The organism is Arenimonas sp. GDDSR-1, from assembly GCF_025980345.1.
Lineage (GTDB): Bacteria > Pseudomonadota > Gammaproteobacteria > Xanthomonadales > Xanthomonadaceae > Arenimonas.
The window spans coordinates 15,774-38,374 of record NZ_JAPDUI010000015.1; the positions used below are offsets into that span (position 1 = coordinate 15,774).

Genomic DNA, 22,601 nt, shown 5'->3' on the forward strand with positions numbered 1-22,601 from the left:
TTACGGTTTCCACGTCTTGTGCAGCAGGTTGGCGACGCCGAAGCAGGCCGGCGGATCACGGTTGCTGAGTACGATGAGCGTTTCACCGGTCACCGGGTAGCTGCGGATGTCGGTACAGATGCCGTCGGCACTGCCGCCATGCCCCCAGCGGAAATCGCGTTCGGGATAGCCCGGGCCATATCCGGTGGCGAAAAAGCCCAGACCCATGAATTCCCGCTGCGGGGTAATGGCTTGGGCAAACAAATCCGGCGGCAGTAGTTTTCCCGATTGCAGGGCTTTCACAAAGCGCAGCATGTCGTCCGCCGTCGACACCTGGCCGCCGGCCGGGAAGCCGCGGCGGGGCAAGCTCGCACAATTGCGCACGCGCTTGCCGTCAACGGCGACATACCCGACCGCATCACCGGCTCCGGTTTCGGTGCAATTCACGAATGCGGTATTGATCATGCCCGAGGGTTTGAAAATCCGCTCGGTGACATAGCGCTCGTAATCCATGCCGGAAAGCACCTCGACCATGCGTCCGAGCACCACATGACCGAAGTTGCCATACACCTGCTGGCTGCCCGGGGTGAATGCAGGCGCCCGCGCGCCGTGCAAGGCCAGCATGTCCGCGGTGGATATGACCCGGTCCCGGTTTCCGGCATGCTCGACACCGAACAGATCTATGTCTCCGGCGCCTGCGGTGTGGGTCAGCAGCTGCCGGACGGTGACCTTGGCGAACTCCGGATTCGGGTAATCGCGCAGCACGCTGCCGACGCTGCTGTCGAGGCTGAGTTTTTTCTCTGCCACCAATTGCAAAACAGCCACGGCAGTAAACATCTTCCCGGCCGATGCGAGATTGAATCGTGTTGCCAAGGTGTTGGCGTCTTCTGTGTTCTCATCACGCAAACCATAGGCTTTTTCAAAAACCACAGTACCTTGGTGTGCAACCAGTACTACGCCGGAAAATTGATCGGTATCCGTCAGCGCCAGAGCATAACCGTCGAGCCGCGCCAGGGCTTCGCGGCTGGGTGCCGGTTCGGTGGCGAATGCCGGACTCCAGATGAAAAGCGAAAGCAATGACAGGAATAGCGGGTGCCTCAGGCGCACGGAGAGTTCCTTGTGGCCCGATGAAAAAGCCATGCTGCTGCCAGAAAGGCGCAGATGAAAAAGCTGTTGAGCGCGATGAGCTCGAGAGGCCCGCTCCAAGGCTGACCCATGCCCGTGCTTACGGCAATGGCGGCAATCAGTGCCTGCGCCGCGGCCATGGCAATCAGTACACGCTTCATGCCATCGGCCTGCAGGCGGGCGATGTAAGCACCCGAAACACCGATGGTCAGGACCAGAGCGTACAGCAGATTCGCCGGATCCCCATCGGCCCCGATGATTCCAACACCCAGGCTGAGCCAAAACAACAGAAATGCCGTGAGAGCAGCTAAGGCGATGCCGAGACGGAAAGCGCGGGGTGATGAAAGTAGCATTTTGGGGTTCTCGGGCGTTGATGGGATGTTCATTTTTTGGTACGCGGATTGCGGCCGGCAATCAGGAACCAAATCACTCCGGTGCCGAGCATTGCCAGCGGGATCAGCCCCGGCTCGCTTTCGACGCGAATCATGTACGTCATCAAGAGCGCGCCGAGTAAAATGAGCGATAGAGCGAGCCAGCGGTGCAGAGTCTTCATAGCGGTAGGATTTCCAGAGTACGGAATTTAATCGTACCGCTTCCCCATTGCAATGCAAGATGGCCGCCAGCCAGTTTTCCGTCACGGACATCCACGGTTGTCTTCCCGTTCAGCACCAGCACGAGCCGATCGCCCTTTGCCGTGATCTCGTAAGTGTTCCATCGTCCGCCGGCTTTGGGCATCGGCACGGGGGCTTTTGCCACCAACACGATGGCCCCGGTGCCGTAACTCGGGTCCGGACGCTGGTCGAAAATATTGGCTTCGTAACAGGTTTCCGCGGTGATCTCCAGCGGGTTCTGGCAGCGCAGAAATACACCGCTGTTGGCATCGGAGCTGGCCCAGAATTCAACGCGCGCGTGGAAATCGCCGTAGGTGTTTTTTGAAACGAGAAAGGACATGCTCTTGCCGGAGGGGCCGGCTTCGATGCTTCCGTCACGGATGACCCATTCCGCATCGCCGACGCGGGTAAAATTTTCGAGGCCGTTGCCGCCATCAATCAAACTGAATGGCCGCGTATTCCCGCCGACACTGCTGCAGCCGGCCAATGCCATCGCCAATAGGAGTGCGGTACTTTTCCTGTGCATGCCGATTCAATCCCCGGGGACGTTGGTTGCCGACATTATGGGCATGAAAAAGCCGCTGTCACCAGCGGCTTTTTATCGAGCGATCGATCGTTTACTCGGCCAGGGTCAGCAGGCTGGCGTTGCCGCCGGCCGCCGTGGTGTTGATGGTCAGCGTGCGCTCGGAGGCGAACTTCAGCAAGTAGTGCGGGCCGCCGGCTTTCGGGCCGGTACCGCTCAGGCCTTCGCCGCCGAACGGCTGCACGCCGACCACCGCGCCGATTTGGTTGCGGTTGACGTAGCAGTTGCCGACACGCACGGTGCGTGCGATTTTGTTCACGGTTTCATCGATGCGCGAGTGGATGCCGAGCGTGAGGCCGTAACCGGTGGCGTTGATCTGCGCCAGGATGTCGTCGAGTTTGTCGGCATCGTAGCGGATCACGTGCAGGACCGGTCCGAAGATTTCACGGTTCAACTGCGCAAGGCTGCTGATTTCATAGGCGCGCGGCCCGAAGAAGCTGCCATGTGCGCAGTCGTCGGAAAGCGGCACGGCTTTGATCAGCTTGGCTTCTTTGTCCATGCGTTCGGCATGGGCCACGAGAATCGCCTTGGCATCTTCATCGATGACCGGACCGACATCGGTGCTGAGCAGGCCCGGGTCACCGACGGTCAATTCGTCCATCTTGCCGGCCAGGAGTTCAAGCACGCGGTCGGCGATGTCGCTCTGTACGAACAGAATGCGCGCGGCCGAGCAGCGCTGTCCGGCCGAATCGAAGGCGGCAACCACGGCATCATTTACTAATTGTTCCGGCAGGGCCGAGGAATCGGCGATCAGCGCGTTCTGGCCGCCGGTTTCGGCGATCAGCGTGGCCAACGGCGCATTGCGCGCGGCCAGGGCCCGGTTGATGGCCCAGGCGGTTTCGGTCGAGCCGGTGAATACCACGCCGGTCACGCGCGGGTCGCGGGTCAGGGCCGCACCGACGGTGGCGCCGTCGCCAGGCAGGAACTGCAGCACGTCGGCCGGCACGCCGGCTTCATGCAGGATCTGCACGGCCAGATAAGCGGTCAAGGTGGTCTGTTCGGCCGGCTTGGCGATGACGGTGTTGCCGGCGGCGAGCGCGGCGGCGATCTGGCCGAGGAAAATGGCCAACGGGAAATTCCAGGGGCTGATGCAGACGAACACGCCGCGGCCATGCAGCTGCAGTTCGTTGGACTCCCCGGTCGGGCCCGGCAGGGCCTCCGGCGCCCCGAAATGGCGGCGCGCCTGCACGGCATAGTAACGGGCGAAATCGACCGCTTCACGCACTTCCGACACCGAGGCGGCCACCGACTTGCCGGCTTCCTTGATGCACAGCGCGATGATTTCCGGCATGCGCTGTTCCATCAGGTCGGCGGCGTGCTCGAGGATCTTGGCGCGGGCGGCGGCCGGGGTGTGGTCCCAGCCCGGATAGGCGGCGTGCGCGATATCAAGCGCTTTCGAAACCTGCGCGGCATCGGCGGCCTGCCAGCGGCCGACGATCTGGCGGCGGTCGGCCGGGTTGCTGACATCGGTGAATACCGCGCTGGAGGTGGTGCCCGGCACCAGCGGCGTGGCCTGCCAGGGTTTGACCGAAGCGGCGATATCGGCGGCCAGACGGCTCAGGGTTTCATCGTTAGCGAGCAGGACGCCCATGGAGTTTTTCCTTTCTTCGCCGAAAATGGCGTTCGGAGTGGGAATATGCGGGTGCGGTTTGCGGGCGAAGCCGGCCACGGTCGCGACCGGATCGGCGACCAGTTCCGCCGGCGGCAGCGAGGCATCGGTGATGCGGTTGACGAAGCTGGAGTTGGCGCCGTTTTCCAGCAGGCGGCGGACCAGATAGGGCAACAGGTCTTCGTGCGAGCCGACCGGCGCGTAAACGCGGCAGGGCACATCGAGGCGGTCCTTGCCGATCACTTCCGCGTACAGGTGGTCGCCCATGCCGTGCAGGCGCTGGAACTCAAAGGCGCGGCCTTCGGCCATGGCATGGATCGCGGCGATGGTCTGCGCATTGTGGGTGGCGAACATCGGATACAGGGCATCGTGCGCGGCGAACATGCGCCGTGCACAGGCCAGATAACTGACATCGGTATTGGCCTTGCGGGTGAACACCGGGTAGCCGGCCAGGCCGTCAACCTGGGCTTTCTTGATTTCGGAATCCCAGTAGGCGCCTTTGACCAGGCGCATCGGCATGCGCCGGCCGGTGCGCCGGGCGGCATCCACCAGATAATCGATGACGAACGGGGCGCGCTTCTGGTAGGCCTGTACAGCCAGACCATAGCCTTCCCAGCCGTCCAGCGAGGGATCGCTGAACACGCCGACGATGACCTCGAGGGACAGCTCCAGGCGTTCGGACTCTTCGGCATCGATGGTGAAGCCGATGCCCTGGGATTTGGCCAGTTGCGCCAGTTCCAGCACGGCCGGAGCCAGCTCGGCCAGCACCCGGGCGCGTTTGTTGAATTCATAGCGCGGATGCAGGGCGGAGAGTTTGACCGAGATCGAGGGCGCCGAGAAGACGTCCGGATAGGGGCCGCCGGCGCCGATGGCGCGGATGGCGTCGCGGTAGGCCTGCAGATAGCGTGCGGCATCCTTGCGGGTCAGTGCCCCTTCGCCGAGCATGTCGAAGCTGTAGCGGTAGGCGGCGTTGTCGCCGCTGCGCGAACGCTGCAGGGCTTCTTCGATGCTGCGGCCCATGACGAATTGGTGGCCCATGATGCGCATGGCCTGGCGCACGGCCAGGCGGATGGCCGGCTCGCCCATGCGGCCGACCAGACGTTTGAATGAACCCAGGGCATTGCGCTGGGTTTCGCCGGCCAGATTCACCAGCCGGCCGGTCAGCATCAGGCCCCAGGTCGAGGCGTTGACCAGCAGGGAGGTGGATTGCCCGACATGGGCGTCCCAGTCGGCATCGCCGAGTTTGTCGCGGATCAGCTTGTCGGCAGTGGCCTGGTCGGGGATGCGCAGCAGGGCTTCGGCCACGCACATCAGCAGCACGCCCTCTTCCGAGCTCAGGTCGTATTCGCGCATGAAGGCCTCGACCATCGCCGGATCGGCGGCACGCAGGCGGGTACGTTCGACCAGACCGACCGCCTCGGCCTGCACGGCCGGACCGGAAACCGGGGCCGTGGCCAGCAGATCGGCGATGTGTTCGGCCTCGTCGCGCAGATAGGCGGCCGTGATGCGTTGCATCAATTCCGGGCGGCGGGCAGGCAGTTCAGGGCTGATGATGGGATTCACAGCGGGGTCCGGCGGGCAAAGAGGTCCAATTTTAGGGGGCTTTTGCCAAAAGCGTAACCCCCTGCACGCGTGAAGACCGCGGAAGGGAAGGCTTGCCCAAGTCACGGGGAAGGCGGTAAAATTGCCCGTTGAGAAAAACTGAGGCTGCAACATGAAATTTCCCCGTATGAAACAGGGCGCTGCCGTGCTGATGGGCGTGTTGATGACCGGATTGGCGTTCGCGCAGAACGAGCCGACCGAACCGGTGCGTTGGCAGCTGAACATGACCCCGGGCGTCACCAGCACCGCTGCCAACGCCTATCATGCGCATATGCTGATGCTGTGGATCTGCGTGATCATCGGCATCATCGTGTTCGGCGCCATGGCCTACGCCATGATCAAATTCCGCCATTCCAAGGGCGCCGTGCCGGACACCAGCCTGACCCACAGCACCAAGCTGGAACTGATCTGGACCATCATTCCGATCCTGATTCTGGTGGTTTCGGCCTATCCGGCTACCCAGAAGGTCATGGCCCAGTACGGTGCCGACCACGGTGCCGAAAAAGACGAAATGGTCATTAAAATCACCGGTTACCAGTGGATGTGGCGTTATGAATACGTCGGTGAAGGCGTCGATTTCATCTCCCGCCTCGACCGCACCTCCGACGGCCTGCGCCAGAACAAGGCCGCCAGCCAGAGCGAAATCGCCGCACACGGCACTTACCTGCGCGATGTCGACAAGCCGCTGGTGATTCCGGCCGATACCCGCATCCGTTTCGTGATCACCGCCGACGACGTCATCCACAGCTGGTGGGTTCCGGCCCTGGGCTGGAAGCAGGACGCCATTCCCGGCATCATCAATGACTCCTGGACCAAGGTCGCGACCCCGGGCACCTACCGCGGCGTCTGCGCCGAGCTGTGCGGCAAGGATCACGGCTTCATGCCGATCGTAGTGAAGGTGCTGCCGAAGGCCGAGTACGCCGCCTGGCTGGCCGCTCAGAAGCCGGCACCGGCTGTTGAAGCCGCGCCTGCCGCCGAGGCCACACCAGCCGCCGAGGCCGCTCCGGCTCCGGCTGCCGAAGCCGCGCCTGCCGCCACCGCTGACACCGCCGCGGCTCCTGCCGCATAACGCATTTCCGAATTCAAGAAAATAGAGGCAATCATGGCCGACCATAAACAAGGTTTCATCGAGCGGTGGTTCTACTCCACCAACCACAAGGACATCGGTACCCTGTACCTGGTGTTCGCTCTGGCGATGTTCTTCATCGGCGGCGCCATGGCCATGGTCATCCGCGCTGAGCTGTTCCAGCCCGGTCTGCAGCTGGTCAGTCCGGAATTCTTCAACCAGATGACCACCACGCATGCCCTGGTGATGATTTTCGGTGCGGTCATGCCGGCCTTCGTGGGCCTGGCCAACTGGATGATTCCGCTGATGATCGGTGCGCCCGACATGGCACTGCCGCGCATGAACAACTGGTCGTTCTGGATCATGCCGTTCGCCTTCACCCTGCTGCTGCTGCCGCTGATCCTGCAGGTGCTGTTCGGCATCGGCTCGGGCGGTCCGGCCGGTGGCTGGACCCTGTATCCGCCGCTGTCGCTGCAGGGCGGCACCAGCACCGCGTTCACCATCTTCGCCATCCACCTGATGGGCGTCAGCTCGATCATGGGCGCCATCAACATCATCGCCACCGTGCTGAACATGCGCGCGCCGGGCATGGATCTGCTGAAAATGCCGATCTTCGTCTGGACCTGGCTGATCACCGCGTTCCTGCTGATCGCCGTGATGCCGGTTCTGGCCGGTTCGGTGACCATGCTGCTGACCGACAAATTCTTCGGTACCAGCTTCTTCAACGCCGCCGGCGGCGGCGATCCGGTCATGTACCAGCACATCTTCTGGTTCTTCGGCCACCCCGAGGTCTACATCATGATCCTGCCGGCCTTCGGCATCGTCTCGGAAATCATCCCGACCTTCGCCCGCAAGCCGCTGTTCGGCTACCAGGCCATGGTGTACGCCACCGCCTCGATCGCGTTCCTGTCGTTCATCGTCTGGGCGCACCACATGTTCACCGTCGGCATGCCGCTCGGCGGCGAGCTGTACTTCATGTACGCCACCATGCTGATTGCCATCCCGACCGGGGTGAAGGTGTTCAACTGGGTCACCACGCTGTGGCGCGGCTCGATCAGCTTCGAAACCCCGATGCTGTTCGCGCTCGGCTTCGTGGTGATGTTCACCATCGGCGGTTTCTCCGGCCTGATGCTGGCCATCGTTCCGGCCGATTTCCAGTATCACGACACCTACTTCGTGGTCGCCCACTTCCACTACGTGCTGGTGACCGGCGCGATCTTCGCGATCATGGCCGGCGCCTATTACTGGCTGCCGAAGTGGACCGGCTACATGTACAACGAAACCCTGGGCAAATGGCACTTCTGGCTGTCGACCATTTTCGTCAACCTGCTGTTCTTCCCGCAGCACTTCCTGGGTCTGGCCGGCATGCAGCGCCGCGTTCCCGATTACAACCCGGCCTTCGCCGACTTCAATATGTGGTCCTCGATCGGCGGCTTCGGCTTCGGCCTGTCCCAGTTGCTGTTCGTCTACATCGTCTGGTCGTCCGTGCGCGGCGGCGTGAAATCCGAAGCCCGTTCCTGGCCTTCCGCCCGCGGTCTGGAGTGGACCGTGCCTTCGCCGGCACCGCACCATACCTTCGAGAAGCCGCCGGTGATCAAGGACGGCGATCTGGCCCACGGCGACGTCAGTCACTGAGCCGGAACGGAAGCAGGCCATGAGCGCGCAGACCCAACGCAGCACCCGCAAGATGATTCTGCTTGCCGTGGCCTCATTCGGCTTCGCGTTCGCCATGGTGCCGATGTACAACATCGCCTGTGAGAAAGTGTTCGGCATCAAGCTCGACAACAGCGCCGCCGCCGAACCCAAGCCTTCGGCCGCGGCGGTCGATGAGTCGCGTACCGTGCAGGTGTATTTCGACGGTACCGTGAACTCGAAACTGCCGTGGGCGTTCGCTCCGGTGCAGACCAGCATGACGGTGGTGCCGGGCAAGCTGTATTCGACGTCCTACACCGCCCGCAACACCGCCGCCTTCGCCACGGTCGGCAATGCCGCGCCGTCCATCGCGCCGAATCAGTTCTCCGCCTACTTCAGCAAGACCGAATGCTTCTGCTTCACCGAACAGGCGCTGGCAGCCGGCGAAAGCCGCGACATGCCGGTGCGTTTCATCGTCAGCCCCGATCTCCCGAAAGAGGTCACAACGCTGACGCTGTCCTATACTTTTTTCATCAATGATGCCGCAACCGCGAAGTTGAACGCGGGAACGGCAGCCGGCACCGCCTTGGCGGCGCCCTAACTCAGTCCCGGGGATTCTCATGGCCAACACCCACACACACGACGCCGACGCCTACTTCGTTCCGCACCACAGCCGCTGGCCGTTCCTCGGCTCGATTGCGCTGTTCATCATGATGATCGGCGTGGCCAACTGGTTCAACGGCACCACTTGGGGCGAAACCGTCTTCTTCGTGGGTCTGCTCTCGGTGCTGCTGGTGCTCGGCTCCTGGTTCGGCGACGTGATTTCCGAATCGCTGCAAGGCCGCTACAACGCGCAGGTCGATACCTCGTTCCGCATGGGCATGATGTGGTTCATCTTCTCGGAAGTGATGTTCTTCGCCGCTTTCTTCGGCGCCCTGTTCTACGCCCGCACCTTCGTGCTGCCGTGGCTGTCGGGTGAAGGCGACGGCGCCCTGACCAATACCTATCTGTGGCAGGGCTACGTGGCCGGCTGGCCGACCAACGGCCCGGCCGAAATCGGCGGAACCTTCGAAACCATTCCGGCCTGGGGCCTGCCGCTGATCAACACCCTGATCCTGCTGACCTCCGGCGTCACCATCACCATGGCGCATCATGCGCTGAAAGCCAATGCCCGCACTGCGCTGCTCTGGTGGCTGGGCGCCACCGTCGCGCTCGGCGCGCTGTTCCTGGGCTTCCAGGCCGAAGAATACATCCACGCCTATCACGAACTGAACCTGACCCTCGGTTCGGGCATCTACGGTTCCACGTTCTTCATGCTGACCGGCTTCCACGGCATGCACGTGATGCTCGGCACCATCATGCTGGCAGTGATGTGGCTGCGCTGCGCCAAGGGCCACTTCAGCAAGGACCACCACTTCGCGTTCGAAGCCGTGGCCTGGTATTGGCACTTCGTCGACGTGGTCTGGCTGCTGCTGTTCCTTTTCGTCTACGTGCTGTAATGCAAAAGGCCGGCGCAAGCCGGCCTTTCTTTCTGGAGCGCGTGAAGGCTCAGCCGTGGATGCCGTGCGGTTTGATGACGCCGCTGAAAATGCCGGCAATCACCAGCAGAATGAGCAGCACCGACAGGCCGATGCGCCAGCTCAGCGACTTCACGGTGCGGTCGGTTTTGCCCTTGTCCACCATCATGTAATACAGGCCGGCACCCAGATTCCAGAGTATCAGGAGGATAAAGGCGATGATCAGCAGTTTTTCCATGGCGTTCACCGGCGGTTGCGTATGCTGGCCATTATCGGCGAAAACCGGAGTGTTCGGGTGAAATTACGGATCATCCTGCTGCTCGCTGCCGTGCTGGTCGAGCTGCTTTTGCTGCGGCTCGGCTTCTGGCAGCTGGCGCGCGGCGAGGAAAAACAGCAGTCCTTGCGGGCCGTGGATGCCGTGCTTCAGGAAAAAAAAGCGGTGCCGCTGGCCAAGGCCTTGAACCTGACGCAGGGATTCACCTGGGTGCAGGGCCGCGCGGTGTTCCGCGAAGCACCGCTGCTTTTGCTGGATAACCAACGCCGGGGCAGTCAGGTCGGGGTTTCGGTGTTTCAGGCGGCTGAAGATGAAAGCGGCCGGTTGTTTCTGGTGGACCTGGGCTGGCTGCCGGTCAATGGCAACCGGCAGTTGCCGAAACCGGCCGCATTGTCCGGTGCGCTGGCGCTTGAAGGCCTGTTGCTGCCGCCGCCATCGCCGGGATTGGCCATCGGCCCGGCATACAGCGTGCAGCCCGATGGCAGTCTCCTGCTGATGCGTCTGGACCGCGAAGCATTGTCCGCGTCACTGAAGGCTCCGCTGGCCGCGCGCATCCTGCGCGTGGATCCGGCACAGCGCATCGGATTCGCGCGGGATCTGTCGGTGCAGGCCAACACCCTGCCGCCGGAAAAACACCGGGCTTATGCCCTGCAATGGTTTGGATTGGCCGCGGCGTTCGCGGTGCTCTGTATCGGAGTGATGATGAGGAAGACCCATGCAAACGGATGAACGGAAACGGCAGTGGCGTTCGCGCTTGGTTTTGCTGCTGATTGTGGCGATGTTCTTCAGTTCCTTCGGCATCGCGGCGCTGCTGCGCTTTGCCGGATGGCAGCCGGAGAAACACAAAAATTACGGCGAACTGCTGAATCCGCCGATTGATTTCAGCGTACACGCCTTCACCCGCGCCGACGAGCGCGCCTATGACTGGGAACCGGAACTGAACCGCTGGCGGATCGTGTTCGTGTCCGACAGGCCCTGCGCCGCCGAGTGCACGGCCATGCTCGATACCCTTCACCGGGTCTGGCTGAGCCAGGGACGGCACAGCGAGCGCATCGATGTGCTCTGGTTTGCCGAAGTGCCTGCCAAGCGACCGGATTTCAAAGGTTTCGTGCCGATGGTACCCGGCAACATCGGCGCGGTTCTGCCGGACCGCGAAGGTCCGAAAGGCTACCCGGTCTACATCATCGATTCCGGCGGATTCGTGGTGCTGCATTATCCGGCCGGCTTCGATCCCAGCGGTTTGCGTAAAGACCTGGCAAAACTCGTAAAATAAGCCCATGACCAATACCTACAAGCATTTCCACCGGATCGCCTGGGCCGGCGTGCTGCTCGCCCTGTGCGTCATCGTATTCGGCGGCTTCGTGCGGCTGTCCAACGCCGGCCTGAGCTGTCCGGACTGGCCGACCTGCTATGGCCGGGCCACCTGGCCGGTACAGGACCATGAGGTGGCTGCCGCCAATGCCGTATTCGAGCGCGCCGTCGAAACCCACAAGGCCTGGCGGGAGCAATTCCACCGGCACATCGCTGCGCTGCTCGGCCTGCTGGTGCTGACGCTGTGCCTGCTCGAAGCCAGACGCCGCCGCCGTGCCGTGTGGGTGCCGGTGGTCTGCGCTGCATCGGTTGCAGCCTCGATACCGGTCTATATGTATTGGCATCACGATCCGGCATTCGCTTTGGCCGCGGCCGGAATTCTGGGCCTGTTGGCCTACGCCTGGCGTGCCGGACGCGAGCCGTTCATCGGCTATACCGCGGTGTTGTTGGCGGTGATCATCATGCAGGCCATGCTCGGCATGTGGACGGTGACCTGGCTGCTTAAGCCGATTGTGGTGATGGCGCATCTTCTGGGCGGTTTGACCACCTTCAGTCTGCTGACCTGGCTGGCCTGGCGGGCCACACCGAATACGGAATTGATCCAGGGGCATGCCCGACTGTTCAAGCGTCTGCTGTGGATCGGCCTGGTGCTGTTGGCCGTTCAGATCGCCCTTGGCGGCTGGACCAGCGCCAACTACGCCGCGTTGGCCTGCGGCACCGATTTTCCGAAGTGTCTCGGCCAATGGTTGCCGGCCCATGATTTCAGCGAAGCATTCGTGCTCTGGCGCGGCATCGGCGTCGACTACGAAGGCGGTGTGCTCGACGGCCCGGCGCGCGTCGCCATCCAGCTGATGCACCGCGGCATGGCCGTGGTGGTCGCGCTCTACCTGATCGCGCTGGCGGTCAAGATGATCCGTACCCCCGGTCTGGTGTATTGGGGTAGCGTGCTGGCACTGCTGACCACCGCGCAGGTCGCGCTCGGCATCAGCAACGTGCATTTCGGACTGCCGCTGTGGGTGGCCGTTGCGCACAACGCCGGCGCCGCATTGTTGCTGTTCACCGTGGTCGGTGTCCTGGCCCGTCTGCGTGAACCGGAGCAGGCGCCCGAATGACTGTCCTGGCAAGCTACTTCGAGCTGACCAAGCCGCGCGTCGTCGCGTTGATCGTGTTCACCGCGGTCATCGGCATGTTCCTTGCGGTGCCCGGCCTGCCGCCATGGCGGCCTGTCGTTTTCGGCTCGCTCGGCATCTGGCTGGCGGCATCGAGTGCCGCGGCCATCAACCATCTGCTCGACCAGCGCATTGATGCACTGATGGCGCGCACCGCGCACCGGCCCTTGCCGACCGGCGGCCTGACATCGGCCCAGGTTCTGGTGTTCGCCATCGCGTTGGGCGTGCTGTCGATGGGGCTGCTGGTCTGGCAGGTGAATGTGCTGACCGCCTGGCTGACGTTCGCCTCGCTGATCGGCTATGCCATCATCTACACCGGCTATCTGAAGCGGGCCACACCACAGAACATCGTCATCGGCGGCGCCGCCGGCGCCGCACCGCCGGTACTGGGTTGGGCTGCGATCAGCAATACCGTCGATCCGCACGCGCTGCTGCTGTTCCTGATCATCTTCATCTGGACGCCGCCGCATTTCTGGGCGCTGGCCATCTTCCGGCGCGACGATTACGCGCGCGCGCTGATTCCGATGCTGCCGGTCATCTACGGCGTGACCTACACGCGCTGGCAGATCCTGTTCTACACCATCCTGCTGTTCATCGTCACCCTGCTGCCCTGGATCACCGGCATGAGCGGGCTGTTCTATCTGGGCGGTGCGGTGGTGCTCGGTGCGGTGTTCCTGTATTACGCCATCCGCCTGATGAATCCGCCGGACGAGCTGTTCGCGATGGAAGTATTCAAGTATTCGATCTGGTATCTGATGGCCCTGTTCGCCTTCCTGCTCGTCGATCACTGGATCATGCCACCGACGTTCACCGTGGCCTGATAAAAAACCCCGCCGAAGCGGGGTTTTTGATGGGCCTTATTTGCCGAGCAGGTACTTCTGCCAGAACAGGATCTGCGCAGCGCCGAAATAATCGCTGTTCGGCTTTTTGGCGAAGCCATGGCCCTCGTCCTTGAACATCAGATACCAGACGTCGCCGCCGTTTTCACGGACCGCCTTCACGATCTGCTCGGCTTCGGTATAGGGCACGCGCGGATCATTGAAGCCCTGCGCCACGAACAGCGGTTTGGTGATGCGGTGGGCGTTGTTCAGCGGCGCGATCTTCTCGTGGAAGTTGCGCATCAGCGGATCGCGTTCATCGCCGTACTCGGCACGGCGCAGATCCTGCCGGTAGCTTTCGGTGTTTTTCAGGAAAGTCGCGAAATTGGAAATGCCGACTACATCGATGCCGGCGCGGATGCGTTTGTCGTAATCGACCATGCTGGCCAGCACCATGTAGCCGCCGTAGCTGCCGCCGTAAACGCCGACCCGGCCATCATCCAGTTCCGGCTGCCGGCCGATCCAATCCAGCAATGCGCCGATATCCCGCACCGAATTCTTGCGCAGGTAGCCGTTGTCCAGGCTCAGATAGGTCTTGCCGTAACCGCTGGAGCCGCGCACGTTGGGCACCAGCACCGCGACCCGCAGGTGCTTGAGCAGGTACTGGATCTGCGGGCTGAAGGTCGGGAAAGCCTGGGCTTCCGGGCCGCCGTGGATGTTGATCAGTACCGGCACTTTCTCGCCGGGTTTGAGGTCCGCCGGTCGGTAATAAAAAGCGGGAATGCTGCGGCCATCGAAACTCTTGAAGCGCACCAGGGTGGGCGCGGTGAAGGACGCCGTATCGAGGCCGCCGACTTCGCTGGCGGTCCAGCGGGTCAGGTCAGCCTTGCCGATATCGATGACATAGACATCGCTCGGCGAGGTGGCCGTATTGATGCTCATGGCCAGGCGCTGCCCGTCCGGCGAGAACTGAAGACCGCCGCTGACGCCAATCGGGAGTTTCGGTAGCGTGATCGGCTTCAGGCTGGCGGTGTCGACCAGGCGCAGGGTGGAAATGCCGTCCTCGTTGGTGAGGTAGGCCAGCCGGCTGCCATCCGGGCTCTGCGCGAAGGCAGTGACATCCCAGGGGATGGCTTTGCTGATGACGGTGGCTTTTCCGGTTGCCGGATCATGATGACGCAGCTGCTGGAATTCGGAATTTTCATCCGAGACGAAATACACACCCTTGCCGTTGCGCGCGTATTCGAAGCCGCCGAAAGCGGCCTTGCCGCCGTCAATCGGAAACAGCGTCAATTTCCCGGTGGCGATGTCGACTTCGCCCGGACGCGAGTCATCGGCGGCCAGATACTGGCTGACCAGAAGGCGTTTGCCGTCCGGTGAAAAATCCATGGCATTCCAGCTGCCGCCGGCGGTCACCAGCGGACGGGCCTCGCCGCTGCGCGTATCGCGCAGCCAGATGTCGGTGTCCTTGCCGTTGCGGGAAGTGCTGCGGTAGGCCATCAGGACGCCGTCATCGCTCAGTACGGTGCCGTTGTTCTGGCTGCGCTTGCCATCGGTGAGCAGCGTGGTGGTGCGGGTCGCATTATCGAACCAATACAGCTGGCTGAATTCATCGCCGCCCTTGTCCTTGGCGAACACGAAACCCTGGCGCCGCGCTTTGGCCGGCGAGGCGGTGATGCCGGCCACCGGTTCCTTGTAGAAGGTCAGCTGTTCGCGCATGCCCAGCGGTTGGCAGACGCGGTGCGCCTGTGCGGTTTCGGCAAAGCGGGTACTGACCAGAATGCAGCCGTCGCCGGTCCAGCCGGCAAAACCGGCGCCGCGGGTATTCTGGTACTGGTTCAGGCTGTCGATCAGTTCGGCCGGAATTTCCGGCAGGTTTTCGCTGATGCGGTTGCCGATGTCGACGCGTTCGACGGCATGTGCGCCGGGCATTGCCGCGGCGAGCAGGGTAAGAGAAAGCAGGGCGGTGCGCATGGCGGCTCCAGAGTCATTCGGAAGCCCAAGCATACCGCAAAGACCGTCAATTCGGCTTCAACAAATCCCGCAATTCTTCGGTTTCCTGCAGGCTCAGGCCGCTGTGCGCCATGCGTTGCCGCAGTAGGGCCAGACGTTGCTGCCGGGCCTGCCGGTTCAGCTGTGCCAGAGCGTCCTGGAATTCCTGGCGCCAGATATTTTCATCGCCGGGCATGTCGACCAGCGCCAGCTTCTGCAGGGCCGGATAATCGGCATGCGTCTCGAAGGCCTCCAGCAGCAAGGCGGTATTGATGTCGGGGCGGGCATGAATGGTTTCCAGCAAGGCCAGCATCAGGCCGATGCCGGGCAGTTCCAGGTCGGCGAAGGCGAACGGGGCTTCGACCTCGCGGCCAAGTGCCGGCTGCTGCAGCAGCAGGGTGATGACCGCGCGGACCAGACTGCGCTTGGGCGAAATGCCGGCGGATGCCGCCGACTTCGGCGCCTCCAGCGGTGCCGCGCCGGTGACGCCGGTCAGCGATACCAGACGCTCACTCATCAAATCGCGGAAAGCGCCATCCGGAATTTTCTGCAGATACGGTTTGACCTTCTCAGCCAGACGCGCCTTGCCTTCCAGCGTGTTCAGGCGGATGTCCTTGCCGAGTTCCTCGAAAAAATAATCCGATAAGGTCATCGCCCCGTTGATGCGCTGCTCGAATCCGTCGGCGCCTTCGGTTTTCACGATGGTGTCCGGATCCTCGCCTTCGGGCAGGAACAGGAAGAAGGCCTGGCGTCCGTCGCGCATGCGCGGCAGGATCGATTCCACCGCTTTCCAGGCGGCGGCACGGCCGGCCTTGTCGCCGTCGAAGCAGAAAATCACGTCGGCGCTGTTGCGGAACAGCAGCTCGGCATGATCGGGGGTGGTGGCGGTGCCGAGCGTGGCCACGGCCTGGGTGATGCCATGCTGGAACAGGCTGACCACATCCATGTAACCTTCGACCACGATCAGGCGCGGAATTTTGTTATGCGCCTGCTTGACCTGCCACAGGCCATAGAGCTCTCGGCCTTTGTGGAACAGAGGCGTTTCCGGCGAGTTCAGGTATTTCGGACCATCGTCTTTTTCCAGCACGCGGCCGCCGAAGGCGATGACACGGCCGCGCCGGTCGGCAATCGGGAACATGATGCGGGCACGGAATTTGTCGTACAGGCGGCCGTTGTCGGATTTCGACAGCATGCCGGTCTTTTCCAACAGGCCGCGGCGGCGCTCATCGCTGCCGAGGGCGTCGATCAGGCCATTGAAACCTTCGGGGGCGTAGCCGATGCCGAAGGCCGCGATGCTCCGCGCATCCACGCCGCGCCGGGCGAGGTAGGTGCCGGCCTTTTCCGAAGCCGCCAGCTGTTTCTGGAAATACTGGCTGCTGGCTTCCAGCGCCGCATACATGTCGCGGCTGCCGTCGGTGTCGGCCGGGCGGGCGTCCTTGGGGATTTCGATGCCGGCGCGTTTGGCCAGATCCTCGACCGCATCCATGAAGGTCAGGCGGTCGTAGTTCATCAGGAAGCTGATGGCGGTGCCTTTGGCACCGCAGCCGAAGCAGTAGTAGAACTGCTTGCTGGGCGAGACGGTGAACGAAGGCGAGCGTTCGTCGTGGAACGGGCAGCGTGCCGAGTAATCCTTGCCCTGCTTCTTCAGCGGAACGCGTGTGCCGATGATTTCGACCAGGTCGACCCGCGACAGCAGGTTGTCGATGAAGGATTCCGGGAGCTTCGCCATCAGTTTAGGATGCCATCATTCGCCGGGTGCAGGGTGCTTATTTTGACAGCGCGGCCTTGACCATGCCGGACACCGCGCCCATGTCAGCGCGGCCGGCCAGTTGCGGTTTCAGCGCGGCGATGACCTTGCCCATGGCCTGCGGGCCTTCGGCGCCGGTATCGGCGATGGCCCTGGCCACCAGGGCTTCGACCTCGGCCTGGCTCAGCGGCTGGGGCAGGTAGGCCTGAATGATGCCGGATTCGAATTTCTCGATGTCGGCCAGATCGGTGCGTCCGGCGGCTTCGTACTGGCTGATGGAGTCTTTGCGCTGTTTCAGCATTTTCTCCAGCACGGCCAGCACCAGCTCGTCGGTCATTTCGATGCGCTCATCGACTTCCTTCTGCTTGATGGCGGCGTTGATCAGACGGATGACGCCGAGGCGGTCTTTTTCGCCGGCCTTCATGGCGGTTTTCATGTCTTCGGTCAGTTGTGCTTTCAGGGTCATGGCGTGCTCCGTAATCGGTGGGCGGTATAAACACAAAAAGCCGGATACGCGATGCGTAACCGGCTTTGGGGCGCGAGCCGGGCGGCTCAGCGGGGGATCAATACAAACGCTGGCGCTTGGTGATGTCGCGCGAGCTGCGGCGGGCCTGACGCTTCACGGCGGCGGCGGCTTTGCGCTTGCGTTCCTGCGTCGGCTTTTCGTAGAACTCTTTCTTGCGGGTATCGGCCAAGACACCGGCTTTTTCGCAGGTGCGCTTGAAACGGCGCAAGGCAAATTCAAACGGTTCGTTTTCGCGGACTTTTACAGAAGGCATGGTAACTCCAAAAAGGGGATTTCCCGGCGGACATGTTTTCCTGCCAGAGAGCCGGTTATCATACAAGGATTACCGCTTTTTGGCAACCCGCCGGGCGGCTCATTCAGGATAAGGCATGCGGGTACTGGGCATCGAATCGAGCTGTGACGAGACCGGCGTGGCGCTGTATGACAGCGCGCGCGGGCTTCTGGCGCAGGCCCTGTACAGCCAAATCGACCTGCATGCGGCCTATGGCGGGGTGGTGCCGGAGCTGGCCAGCCGCGACCACGTCCGTAAGCTGCTGCCCTTGATCCGGCAGACGCTGGCTGAATCGGGCTTGAATCCGGCCGATCTGGACGGGGTGGCCTACACCGCCGGTCCCGGCCTCGTCGGGGCGCTGATGGTGGGCGCGGCGACCGGCCGGGCCCTGGCCTGGGCTTTGGGGGTTCCGGCCATTGCCGTACACCATATGGAAGGCCACCTGCTGGCCCCGCTGATGGAAGCCGATCCGCCCGAGCCGCCGTTCGTGGCCCTGCTGGTGTCCGGCGGGCACACCCAGCTGATGTGGGTGAAAGCCCTGGGCGAATACCAGTTGCTGGGCGAGACCCTGGACGATGCCGCCGGCGAAGCCTTCGATAAAACCGCCAAACTGATGGGTCTGCCGTATCCGGGCGGGCCGCAATTGGCGGCGGCGGCCCTGCGCGGCCGCAACGGGGTGTTCCGGTTCTCGCGGCCGATGGTGAACCGGCCGGATCTGGACTTCAGCTTCTCCGGGCTGAAAACCCAGGTGCTGTTGGCCTGGCAGGCCAGTACGCGGACCGAACAGGACATGGCTGACATCGCGCTGGCCTTCGAGCAGGCGGTGGTCGACACCCTGGCCATCAAGTGCGAGCGCGCCCTCGAGCGCACCGGCTGCACGCGGCTGGTGGTGGCCGGCGGCGTCGGCGCCAACCGCTATCTGCGCGCGCAGTTGCAGGAACGCACCGCGCGCCGGGGTGCAGCGGTGTTCTTCCCGTCACCGGCCCTGTGCACAGACAACGGCGCGATGATCGCCTTTGCCGGCTGCCTTCGGCTGCAGGCCGGACAGAGCGAGCCGCCGGTGGTGGCCTGCAAGCCGCGCTGGGATCTGGCCGGCTTGCCGCCGCTTTCACCTGCCCTCGGATAAACTGCAGACATGGATAAAGTCTTCATTGAAGCCCTCGAAATCGAATGCGTCATCGGCATCTACGATTGGGAGCGCACCATCAAGCAGCCGATCGTGCTCGACATCGAGATGGCGTTCGACAACCGCATCCCGGCCGCCAGCGATGCCATTGAAGACACGCTGGATTACAAGGCGGTCAGCAAGCGTCTGATCCAGTTCGTCTCCGAATCCAGTTTCGGCCTGGTCGAAACCCTGGCCGAGCGCTGCTGCGAAATCATCCTGACCGAATTCAAGGTCAGCCGTGTATCGCTCAAGCTGAGCAAGATCGGGGCGGTCCGCGGCGCCAAGGCCGTCGGCGTGAAAATCGAGCGTTCGCGCGCGGATGCCTAAAGCCTATCTGAGCCTGGGTTCCAACCAGGAGCCGGAAAAACATCTGGCCAGCGCGGTGCAGGCCCTGCGTGACACCTTCGGTACTGTCGTGCTGTCGGACTGGGTGCGTACACGGGCGGTCGGCTTCGACGGTCCGGACTTCATCAACGGCGCCGCCATCATCGAAACCGATTGGGATGTCTACGCGCTGGATCAATGGCTGCACGCCCTGGAAGACGCGCATGGCCGTCGGCGCGACGTGCCGCGCTTTTCCAGCCGCACGCTCGACATCGACATCATCTTCTTCGATGATCTGATTCTGAAAGGCCCGGGCAATCTGCAGATTCCGCGTCCGGAACTGAAACATGCATTCGTGCTGGAACCGCTGGCACAGATCGCGCCGGATTACATCCATCCGGAAACCGGCATGAGCCTGTCGCGGACTCTGCGTATTCAGCCGCCGGAGTAAAGCACCAGCTTCTGCTGGTTGGCGTCCAGAAAGCTTTTGCAGGTATCGATTTTCTGGCCCAGATAGGCGGTGCCCTGACTCTTGATGCCGTCTTCCACGGCCGTCTGGAAGCCCATCATCTGTTCGCGGCTGGCGCCGGCGCCGACCGCCGCATTGACCATGATTTCGCTGAGGCTGTAGTAGCTTTGCTTCTGCTTGGCGTCTTCGGTGACTTCCCAGAGTTTCAGCATGATCACCGCGCATTCACCGGACTCTTTGGCAAAAGCCGGATCGGGCGTCGCGGCACGTGCACCGCTGGCGGAAATACCGAGAATCAGACCGAACAGAACCGTGGCGGCGCGCTTGAACATGGGGGCTCCCGAGAAAATGGAAAGGGCATCGCCGGATCGGCCGATGCTCCATTCTCGACCGGCGATGCGCTCACCGTCAAATCCCCGGAGTGATCAGGGACGCTTGACCATGGACAGCAATTGCGTGACATCGATGGTCTGCGCCTTCTGTTCAATCTGTGCGCGGTATTGCCCCTGCATCTGTTTGCCCTGCGCGAACATCTGCGCGAACACCTGTTTCAGCTGGGCGGCATCAATGCTGCGGCCATTGCCGTAATACTGCTGGGCGACCTTGCCCAGGGCATAGGTGGTGGCGAAGGAAAATGCCGCGCCGGTGGCCGCGCTGCCCAGGCCGCCGAGCATGCCGCCGCCGACTTTGCCAAGCAGGCCACCGAGCAGTTTTCGACCCATCTGTTCGACATATTGGCCGGTCAGTCCGACGCCGAGCGTGGCGGCGAAATCCTTGATGTGCTCACGGTCCAGCTCATAGCCATGGGCTTTGCCGATGCCGTACACCATCTTCATCTGCAAGGGCAGAATGGCCATCGAGGCCAAGGACTGCGGCAGCAGTTCCAGTGCGCCGTTGAGGATGGCGTAATTCAACACCGATTTATCCAGAGCGGCCGTATCGACGGCCGGCGCGGTCTCCAGCGGCACCGCGACCAAGGGCGCGTCGGCGAGGGCGTCGGCGTCTTCGGCAAAGCGCTGTGCCTGTGCCGGGTCCATGCGCAGCAGTCCGCTCAGGGATTTAAGAAATGCGTTTTCAGCCGCGCTGCGCACGCCGTCGGCATCGCACACGCAGACCGCCATTTCATAGGCCAGCTGGCGGCTGTCCGCGCTTTCCAGAAGCGCCGTGCATTGCTCCAGCGTCCGCCGTTTGAGCAGAACATCCTGATAGAGCGCCGGCATGTTGATGCTGCCGTCCGGTGCCAGGCCTTCCGCGATCTGCCTGATCTGTTCGCGTTCGCGTGCATCCTTGCTGCCGTCGGCGAAGGCGGCATGCAGACTGATGGCAAGGATGGCCTGTTGTTCGGCTGCGGTCATGGTCGGTTTTCCGTCGTTGAGTTGCCTTCAGTCTCGGACGGTCCAGGTTAACCCGGCGTGAATAGTCGCCGGAAACCGGCGGCGGCGTTTCGAAAGGTCAGTGCATATGATCGTGGCTCATGCCAGCGTCGGTCTGCGGCGCCTGTCTGGCGACGGTGAATTCCACGATGCGCTTGCCCGCCTTCGCGAAGACCAGCGTGATGGTGATTTTCTGGCCCTCGGCAATCGCCTGTTTGGGCGCGATCAGCATCAGGTGGGAGGCGCCGGGTTCTAGCGCCACGCTCTGGCCGGCCGGAACGGCCATGCCTTCGGTCAGCTGGCGCATCTGCATGACATCGCCGGCCATTTTCATTTCATGGATTTCCACGCGCTCGGCGGCATCGCTGCTGGCGGAAATCAGGCGGTCGGCGCTTTTTCCGGCATTGCGGATCGCCACGAACCCCCCGGCGACCTTGGCATTCGGCGGTGTTGCCCGGACCCAGGCATTGCTGAAGACCAGCGAATCCGCCGCCGCCGCGCCGGAAGCCAGAAGCAGGGCAAACAGGATGGAACTCAGGAAACGAAACAACATGGCCGGATTCCGGTGGAAAGTAGGGCCATTTTACCGTGATGCACGGCGGCCGGCATGATTCAACGCAATAAACGCCCGCCGTCCACGGCAATGACCTGACCGGTACAGTAGTCGGCATCCTCGATCAGGAACCGCGCCGCTTTGCAGATATCCGCGACCTGGCCGATGCGGGCCAGCGGGGTGGCGTCGAGGATGGCCTGTTTCTGGGCTTCGGATTTTCCGGACTCCGGCCAGAGAATGGCGCCCGGGGCGATGGCATTGACCCGGACCGATGGCGCCAGTTCCAGCGCCAACGATCGGGTCAGCATGCGTTGCGCCGCCTTGGCCATGCCGTACAGCGTATGGCCGGGCTTCGGGCGTTCGGCGAAGATGTCGAGCAGATTGACGATGCAGCCGGATTGCTTGGCAAGATGCGGTGCCGCGGCCTGGCTCAGGAAATACGGCGCGCGCGCATTGGCGTCAAACAGTGCATCCCAGTCGGCATCGGTACTGGTGCCGACGGGCGTGGGGAAAAAGCTGCTGGCATTGTTGATCAACACATCCAGCCGGCCGAATTGCGCCAGTACCGCCGGCACCAGCGCATCGCGCCGCGATGCCTCGCCCAGATCGGCCTGAAGGGTCATCGCGCTGTCCGGGCGGATCCGGTTGAAATCCGCGCACAGCGCCACGCACTCGCGCTCCGAGTTCTGGTAATGCAGGGCGATGCGGTAACCGCGGGCGTGCAGATCGGCAGCCAAGGCCGCGCCGATGCGGCGGCCGGCACCGGTAATCAGGATCACGGCGGAATCATTCGTCATGAGCGGTACTCGGTTCAAAACAGGACACAGACAAGGTATCCTGAACGGGCATCAATGACCAGTGAAAGCCCGTATGGAATTGCCC

The 22,601-nt window shown here is 62.8% G+C and carries 25 protein-coding genes; 11 read left to right on the plus strand and 14 right to left on the minus strand.

Annotated features, from left to right (window positions below; genetic code table 11):
* The 5 genes from Q0W88_RS04005 to putA form a co-directional block, all read right to left on the minus strand.
* Positions 1-1,086 (minus strand): serine hydrolase domain-containing protein, encoded by a 1,086-nt coding sequence (locus Q0W88_RS04005; protein WP_297800288.1) that lies wholly within the window; start codon positions 1,084-1,086, stop codon positions 1-3.
* Entirely contained in the window at positions 1,077-1,490 is a 414-nt protein-coding gene (locus Q0W88_RS04010; RefSeq protein ID WP_297800290.1) for a hypothetical protein, read from the minus strand. Before Q0W88_RS04010 ends, Q0W88_RS04005 begins: the two co-directional genes overlap by 10 nt.
* Positions 1,487-1,657, minus strand: coding sequence for a hypothetical protein (locus Q0W88_RS04015; protein ID WP_297800292.1), 171 nt, complete (start codon positions 1,655-1,657; stop codon positions 1,487-1,489). The genes Q0W88_RS04010 and Q0W88_RS04015 overlap by 4 nt, the downstream gene beginning before the upstream one ends.
* Positions 1,654-2,241, minus strand: a complete 588-nt coding sequence (locus Q0W88_RS04020) for a DUF1080 domain-containing protein (protein WP_297800294.1) — start codon at positions 2,239-2,241, stop codon at positions 1,654-1,656. Before Q0W88_RS04020 ends, Q0W88_RS04015 begins: the two co-directional genes overlap by 4 nt.
* 91 nt (positions 2,242-2,332) lie before the next feature.
* Complete coding sequence (gene putA, locus Q0W88_RS04025; protein WP_297800297.1) at positions 2,333-5,470, minus strand: bifunctional proline dehydrogenase/L-glutamate gamma-semialdehyde dehydrogenase PutA; 3,138 nt, start codon at positions 5,468-5,470, stop codon at positions 2,333-2,335.
* A 151-nt stretch (positions 5,471-5,621) separates the two neighbouring features.
* Between putA and coxB the strand changes: the two genes are divergently transcribed.
* From coxB to Q0W88_RS04045, 4 genes are read left to right on the plus strand one after another with little or no spacing between them, the layout of a single operon-like run.
* Complete coding sequence (gene coxB / locus Q0W88_RS04030) at positions 5,622-6,578, plus strand: cytochrome c oxidase subunit II (protein WP_297800299.1); 957 nt, start codon at positions 5,622-5,624, stop codon at positions 6,576-6,578.
* A gap of 33 nt (positions 6,579-6,611) precedes the next feature.
* Positions 6,612-8,210: a cytochrome c oxidase subunit I gene (gene ctaD, locus Q0W88_RS04035; RefSeq protein ID WP_297800302.1), complete on the plus strand. Its 1,599-nt coding sequence runs from the start codon at positions 6,612-6,614 to the stop codon at positions 8,208-8,210.
* A gap of 19 nt (positions 8,211-8,229) precedes the next feature.
* Positions 8,230-8,808, plus strand: a complete 579-nt coding sequence (locus Q0W88_RS04040; protein ID WP_297800304.1) for a cytochrome c oxidase assembly protein — start codon at positions 8,230-8,232, stop codon at positions 8,806-8,808.
* Between the two features lie 19 nt (positions 8,809-8,827).
* Positions 8,828-9,706, plus strand: a complete 879-nt coding sequence (locus Q0W88_RS04045) for a cytochrome c oxidase subunit 3 (RefSeq protein WP_297800309.1) — start codon at positions 8,828-8,830, stop codon at positions 9,704-9,706.
* Positions 9,707-9,755: 49 nt separating this feature from the next.
* On the opposite strand, the gene Q0W88_RS04050 is transcribed toward Q0W88_RS04045, so the two are convergent.
* Complete coding sequence (locus tag Q0W88_RS04050) at positions 9,756-9,962, minus strand: twin transmembrane helix small protein (RefSeq protein ID WP_297800311.1); 207 nt, start codon at positions 9,960-9,962, stop codon at positions 9,756-9,758.
* A gap of 57 nt (positions 9,963-10,019) precedes the next feature.
* On the opposite strand from Q0W88_RS04050, the gene Q0W88_RS04055 reads away from it, so the two are divergent.
* Genes Q0W88_RS04055 through cyoE form a run of 4 tightly spaced genes read left to right on the plus strand, consistent with a single transcriptional unit; the run spans position 10,020 to position 13,299 of the window.
* On the plus strand, positions 10,020-10,727 hold the full coding sequence (locus Q0W88_RS04055) for an SURF1 family protein (RefSeq protein WP_297800313.1): 708 nt from the start codon (positions 10,020-10,022) through the stop codon (positions 10,725-10,727).
* Positions 10,714-11,271 (plus strand): hypothetical protein, encoded by a 558-nt coding sequence (locus tag Q0W88_RS04060; RefSeq protein WP_297800315.1) that lies wholly within the window; start codon positions 10,714-10,716, stop codon positions 11,269-11,271. The genes Q0W88_RS04055 and Q0W88_RS04060 overlap by 14 nt, the downstream gene beginning before the upstream one ends.
* A gap of 4 nt (positions 11,272-11,275) precedes the next feature.
* Positions 11,276-12,421 (plus strand): COX15/CtaA family protein, encoded by a 1,146-nt coding sequence (locus Q0W88_RS04065; RefSeq protein ID WP_297800317.1) that lies wholly within the window; start codon positions 11,276-11,278, stop codon positions 12,419-12,421.
* Positions 12,418-13,299, plus strand: a complete 882-nt coding sequence (cyoE, locus tag Q0W88_RS04070; protein WP_297800319.1) for a heme o synthase — start codon at positions 12,418-12,420, stop codon at positions 13,297-13,299. The genes Q0W88_RS04065 and cyoE overlap by 4 nt, the downstream gene beginning before the upstream one ends.
* 36 nt (positions 13,300-13,335) lie before the next feature.
* On the opposite strand, the gene Q0W88_RS04075 is transcribed toward cyoE, so the two are convergent.
* From Q0W88_RS04075 to rpsU, 4 genes are all read right to left on the minus strand, one after another.
* On the minus strand, positions 13,336-15,270 hold the full coding sequence (locus tag Q0W88_RS04075; protein WP_297800321.1) for an alpha/beta fold hydrolase: 1,935 nt from the start codon (positions 15,268-15,270) through the stop codon (positions 13,336-13,338).
* A gap of 46 nt (positions 15,271-15,316) precedes the next feature.
* A complete protein-coding gene (gene dnaG, locus Q0W88_RS04080) occupies positions 15,317-17,017 on the minus strand; it encodes a DNA primase (RefSeq protein WP_297800323.1) in 1,701 nt (566 codons plus the stop codon).
* Positions 17,018-17,054: 37 nt separating this feature from the next.
* Positions 17,055-17,501, minus strand: coding sequence for a GatB/YqeY domain-containing protein (locus tag Q0W88_RS04085; RefSeq protein ID WP_297800325.1), 447 nt, complete (start codon positions 17,499-17,501; stop codon positions 17,055-17,057).
* A 97-nt stretch (positions 17,502-17,598) separates the two neighbouring features.
* Positions 17,599-17,814 carry a 30S ribosomal protein S21 gene (gene rpsU, locus Q0W88_RS04090; RefSeq protein ID WP_297800327.1) on the minus strand — a complete coding sequence of 72 codons (216 nt, stop codon included), beginning with the start codon at positions 17,812-17,814 and terminating at the stop codon, positions 17,599-17,601.
* 115 nt (positions 17,815-17,929) lie between these two features.
* Here rpsU and tsaD point away from each other — a divergent pair, with 115 nt between their 5' ends.
* The 3 genes from tsaD to folK are packed head-to-tail and all read left to right on the plus strand — an operon-like array spanning position 17,930 to position 19,775.
* The gene (gene tsaD, locus Q0W88_RS04095; protein ID WP_297800329.1) at positions 17,930-18,958 is read left to right on the plus strand and encodes a tRNA (adenosine(37)-N6)-threonylcarbamoyltransferase complex transferase subunit TsaD; all 1,029 of its coding nucleotides are present in this window, start codon (positions 17,930-17,932) and stop codon (positions 18,956-18,958) included.
* A 9-nt stretch (positions 18,959-18,967) separates the two neighbouring features.
* Positions 18,968-19,327 carry a dihydroneopterin aldolase gene (folB, locus tag Q0W88_RS04100; RefSeq protein ID WP_297800332.1) on the plus strand — a complete coding sequence of 120 codons (360 nt, stop codon included), beginning with the start codon at positions 18,968-18,970 and terminating at the stop codon, positions 19,325-19,327.
* Complete coding sequence (gene folK, locus Q0W88_RS04105; protein WP_343212528.1) at positions 19,320-19,775, plus strand: 2-amino-4-hydroxy-6-hydroxymethyldihydropteridine diphosphokinase; 456 nt, start codon at positions 19,320-19,322, stop codon at positions 19,773-19,775. Before folB ends, folK begins: the two co-directional genes overlap by 8 nt.
* Here folK and Q0W88_RS04110 read toward each other — a convergent pair.
* The 4 genes from Q0W88_RS04110 to Q0W88_RS04125 all read right to left on the minus strand — a co-directional run bounded on the left by Q0W88_RS04110 (position 19,760) and on the right by Q0W88_RS04125 (position 22,516).
* A complete protein-coding gene (locus Q0W88_RS04110) occupies positions 19,760-20,125 on the minus strand; it encodes a hypothetical protein (protein ID WP_297800335.1) in 366 nt (121 codons plus the stop codon). The two genes, folK and Q0W88_RS04110, sit on opposite strands and share 16 nt — an antisense overlap.
* A gap of 93 nt (positions 20,126-20,218) precedes the next feature.
* Positions 20,219-21,148, minus strand: coding sequence for a TerB family tellurite resistance protein (locus Q0W88_RS04115; RefSeq protein WP_297800337.1), 930 nt, complete (start codon positions 21,146-21,148; stop codon positions 20,219-20,221).
* A gap of 97 nt (positions 21,149-21,245) precedes the next feature.
* A complete protein-coding gene (locus tag Q0W88_RS04120) occupies positions 21,246-21,719 on the minus strand; it encodes a copper chaperone PCu(A)C (protein ID WP_297800339.1) in 474 nt (157 codons plus the stop codon).
* A 59-nt stretch (positions 21,720-21,778) separates the two neighbouring features.
* On the minus strand, positions 21,779-22,516 hold the full coding sequence (locus Q0W88_RS04125; protein ID WP_297800341.1) for a pteridine reductase: 738 nt from the start codon (positions 22,514-22,516) through the stop codon (positions 21,779-21,781).
* Positions 22,517-22,601 lie beyond the last annotated feature (85 nt).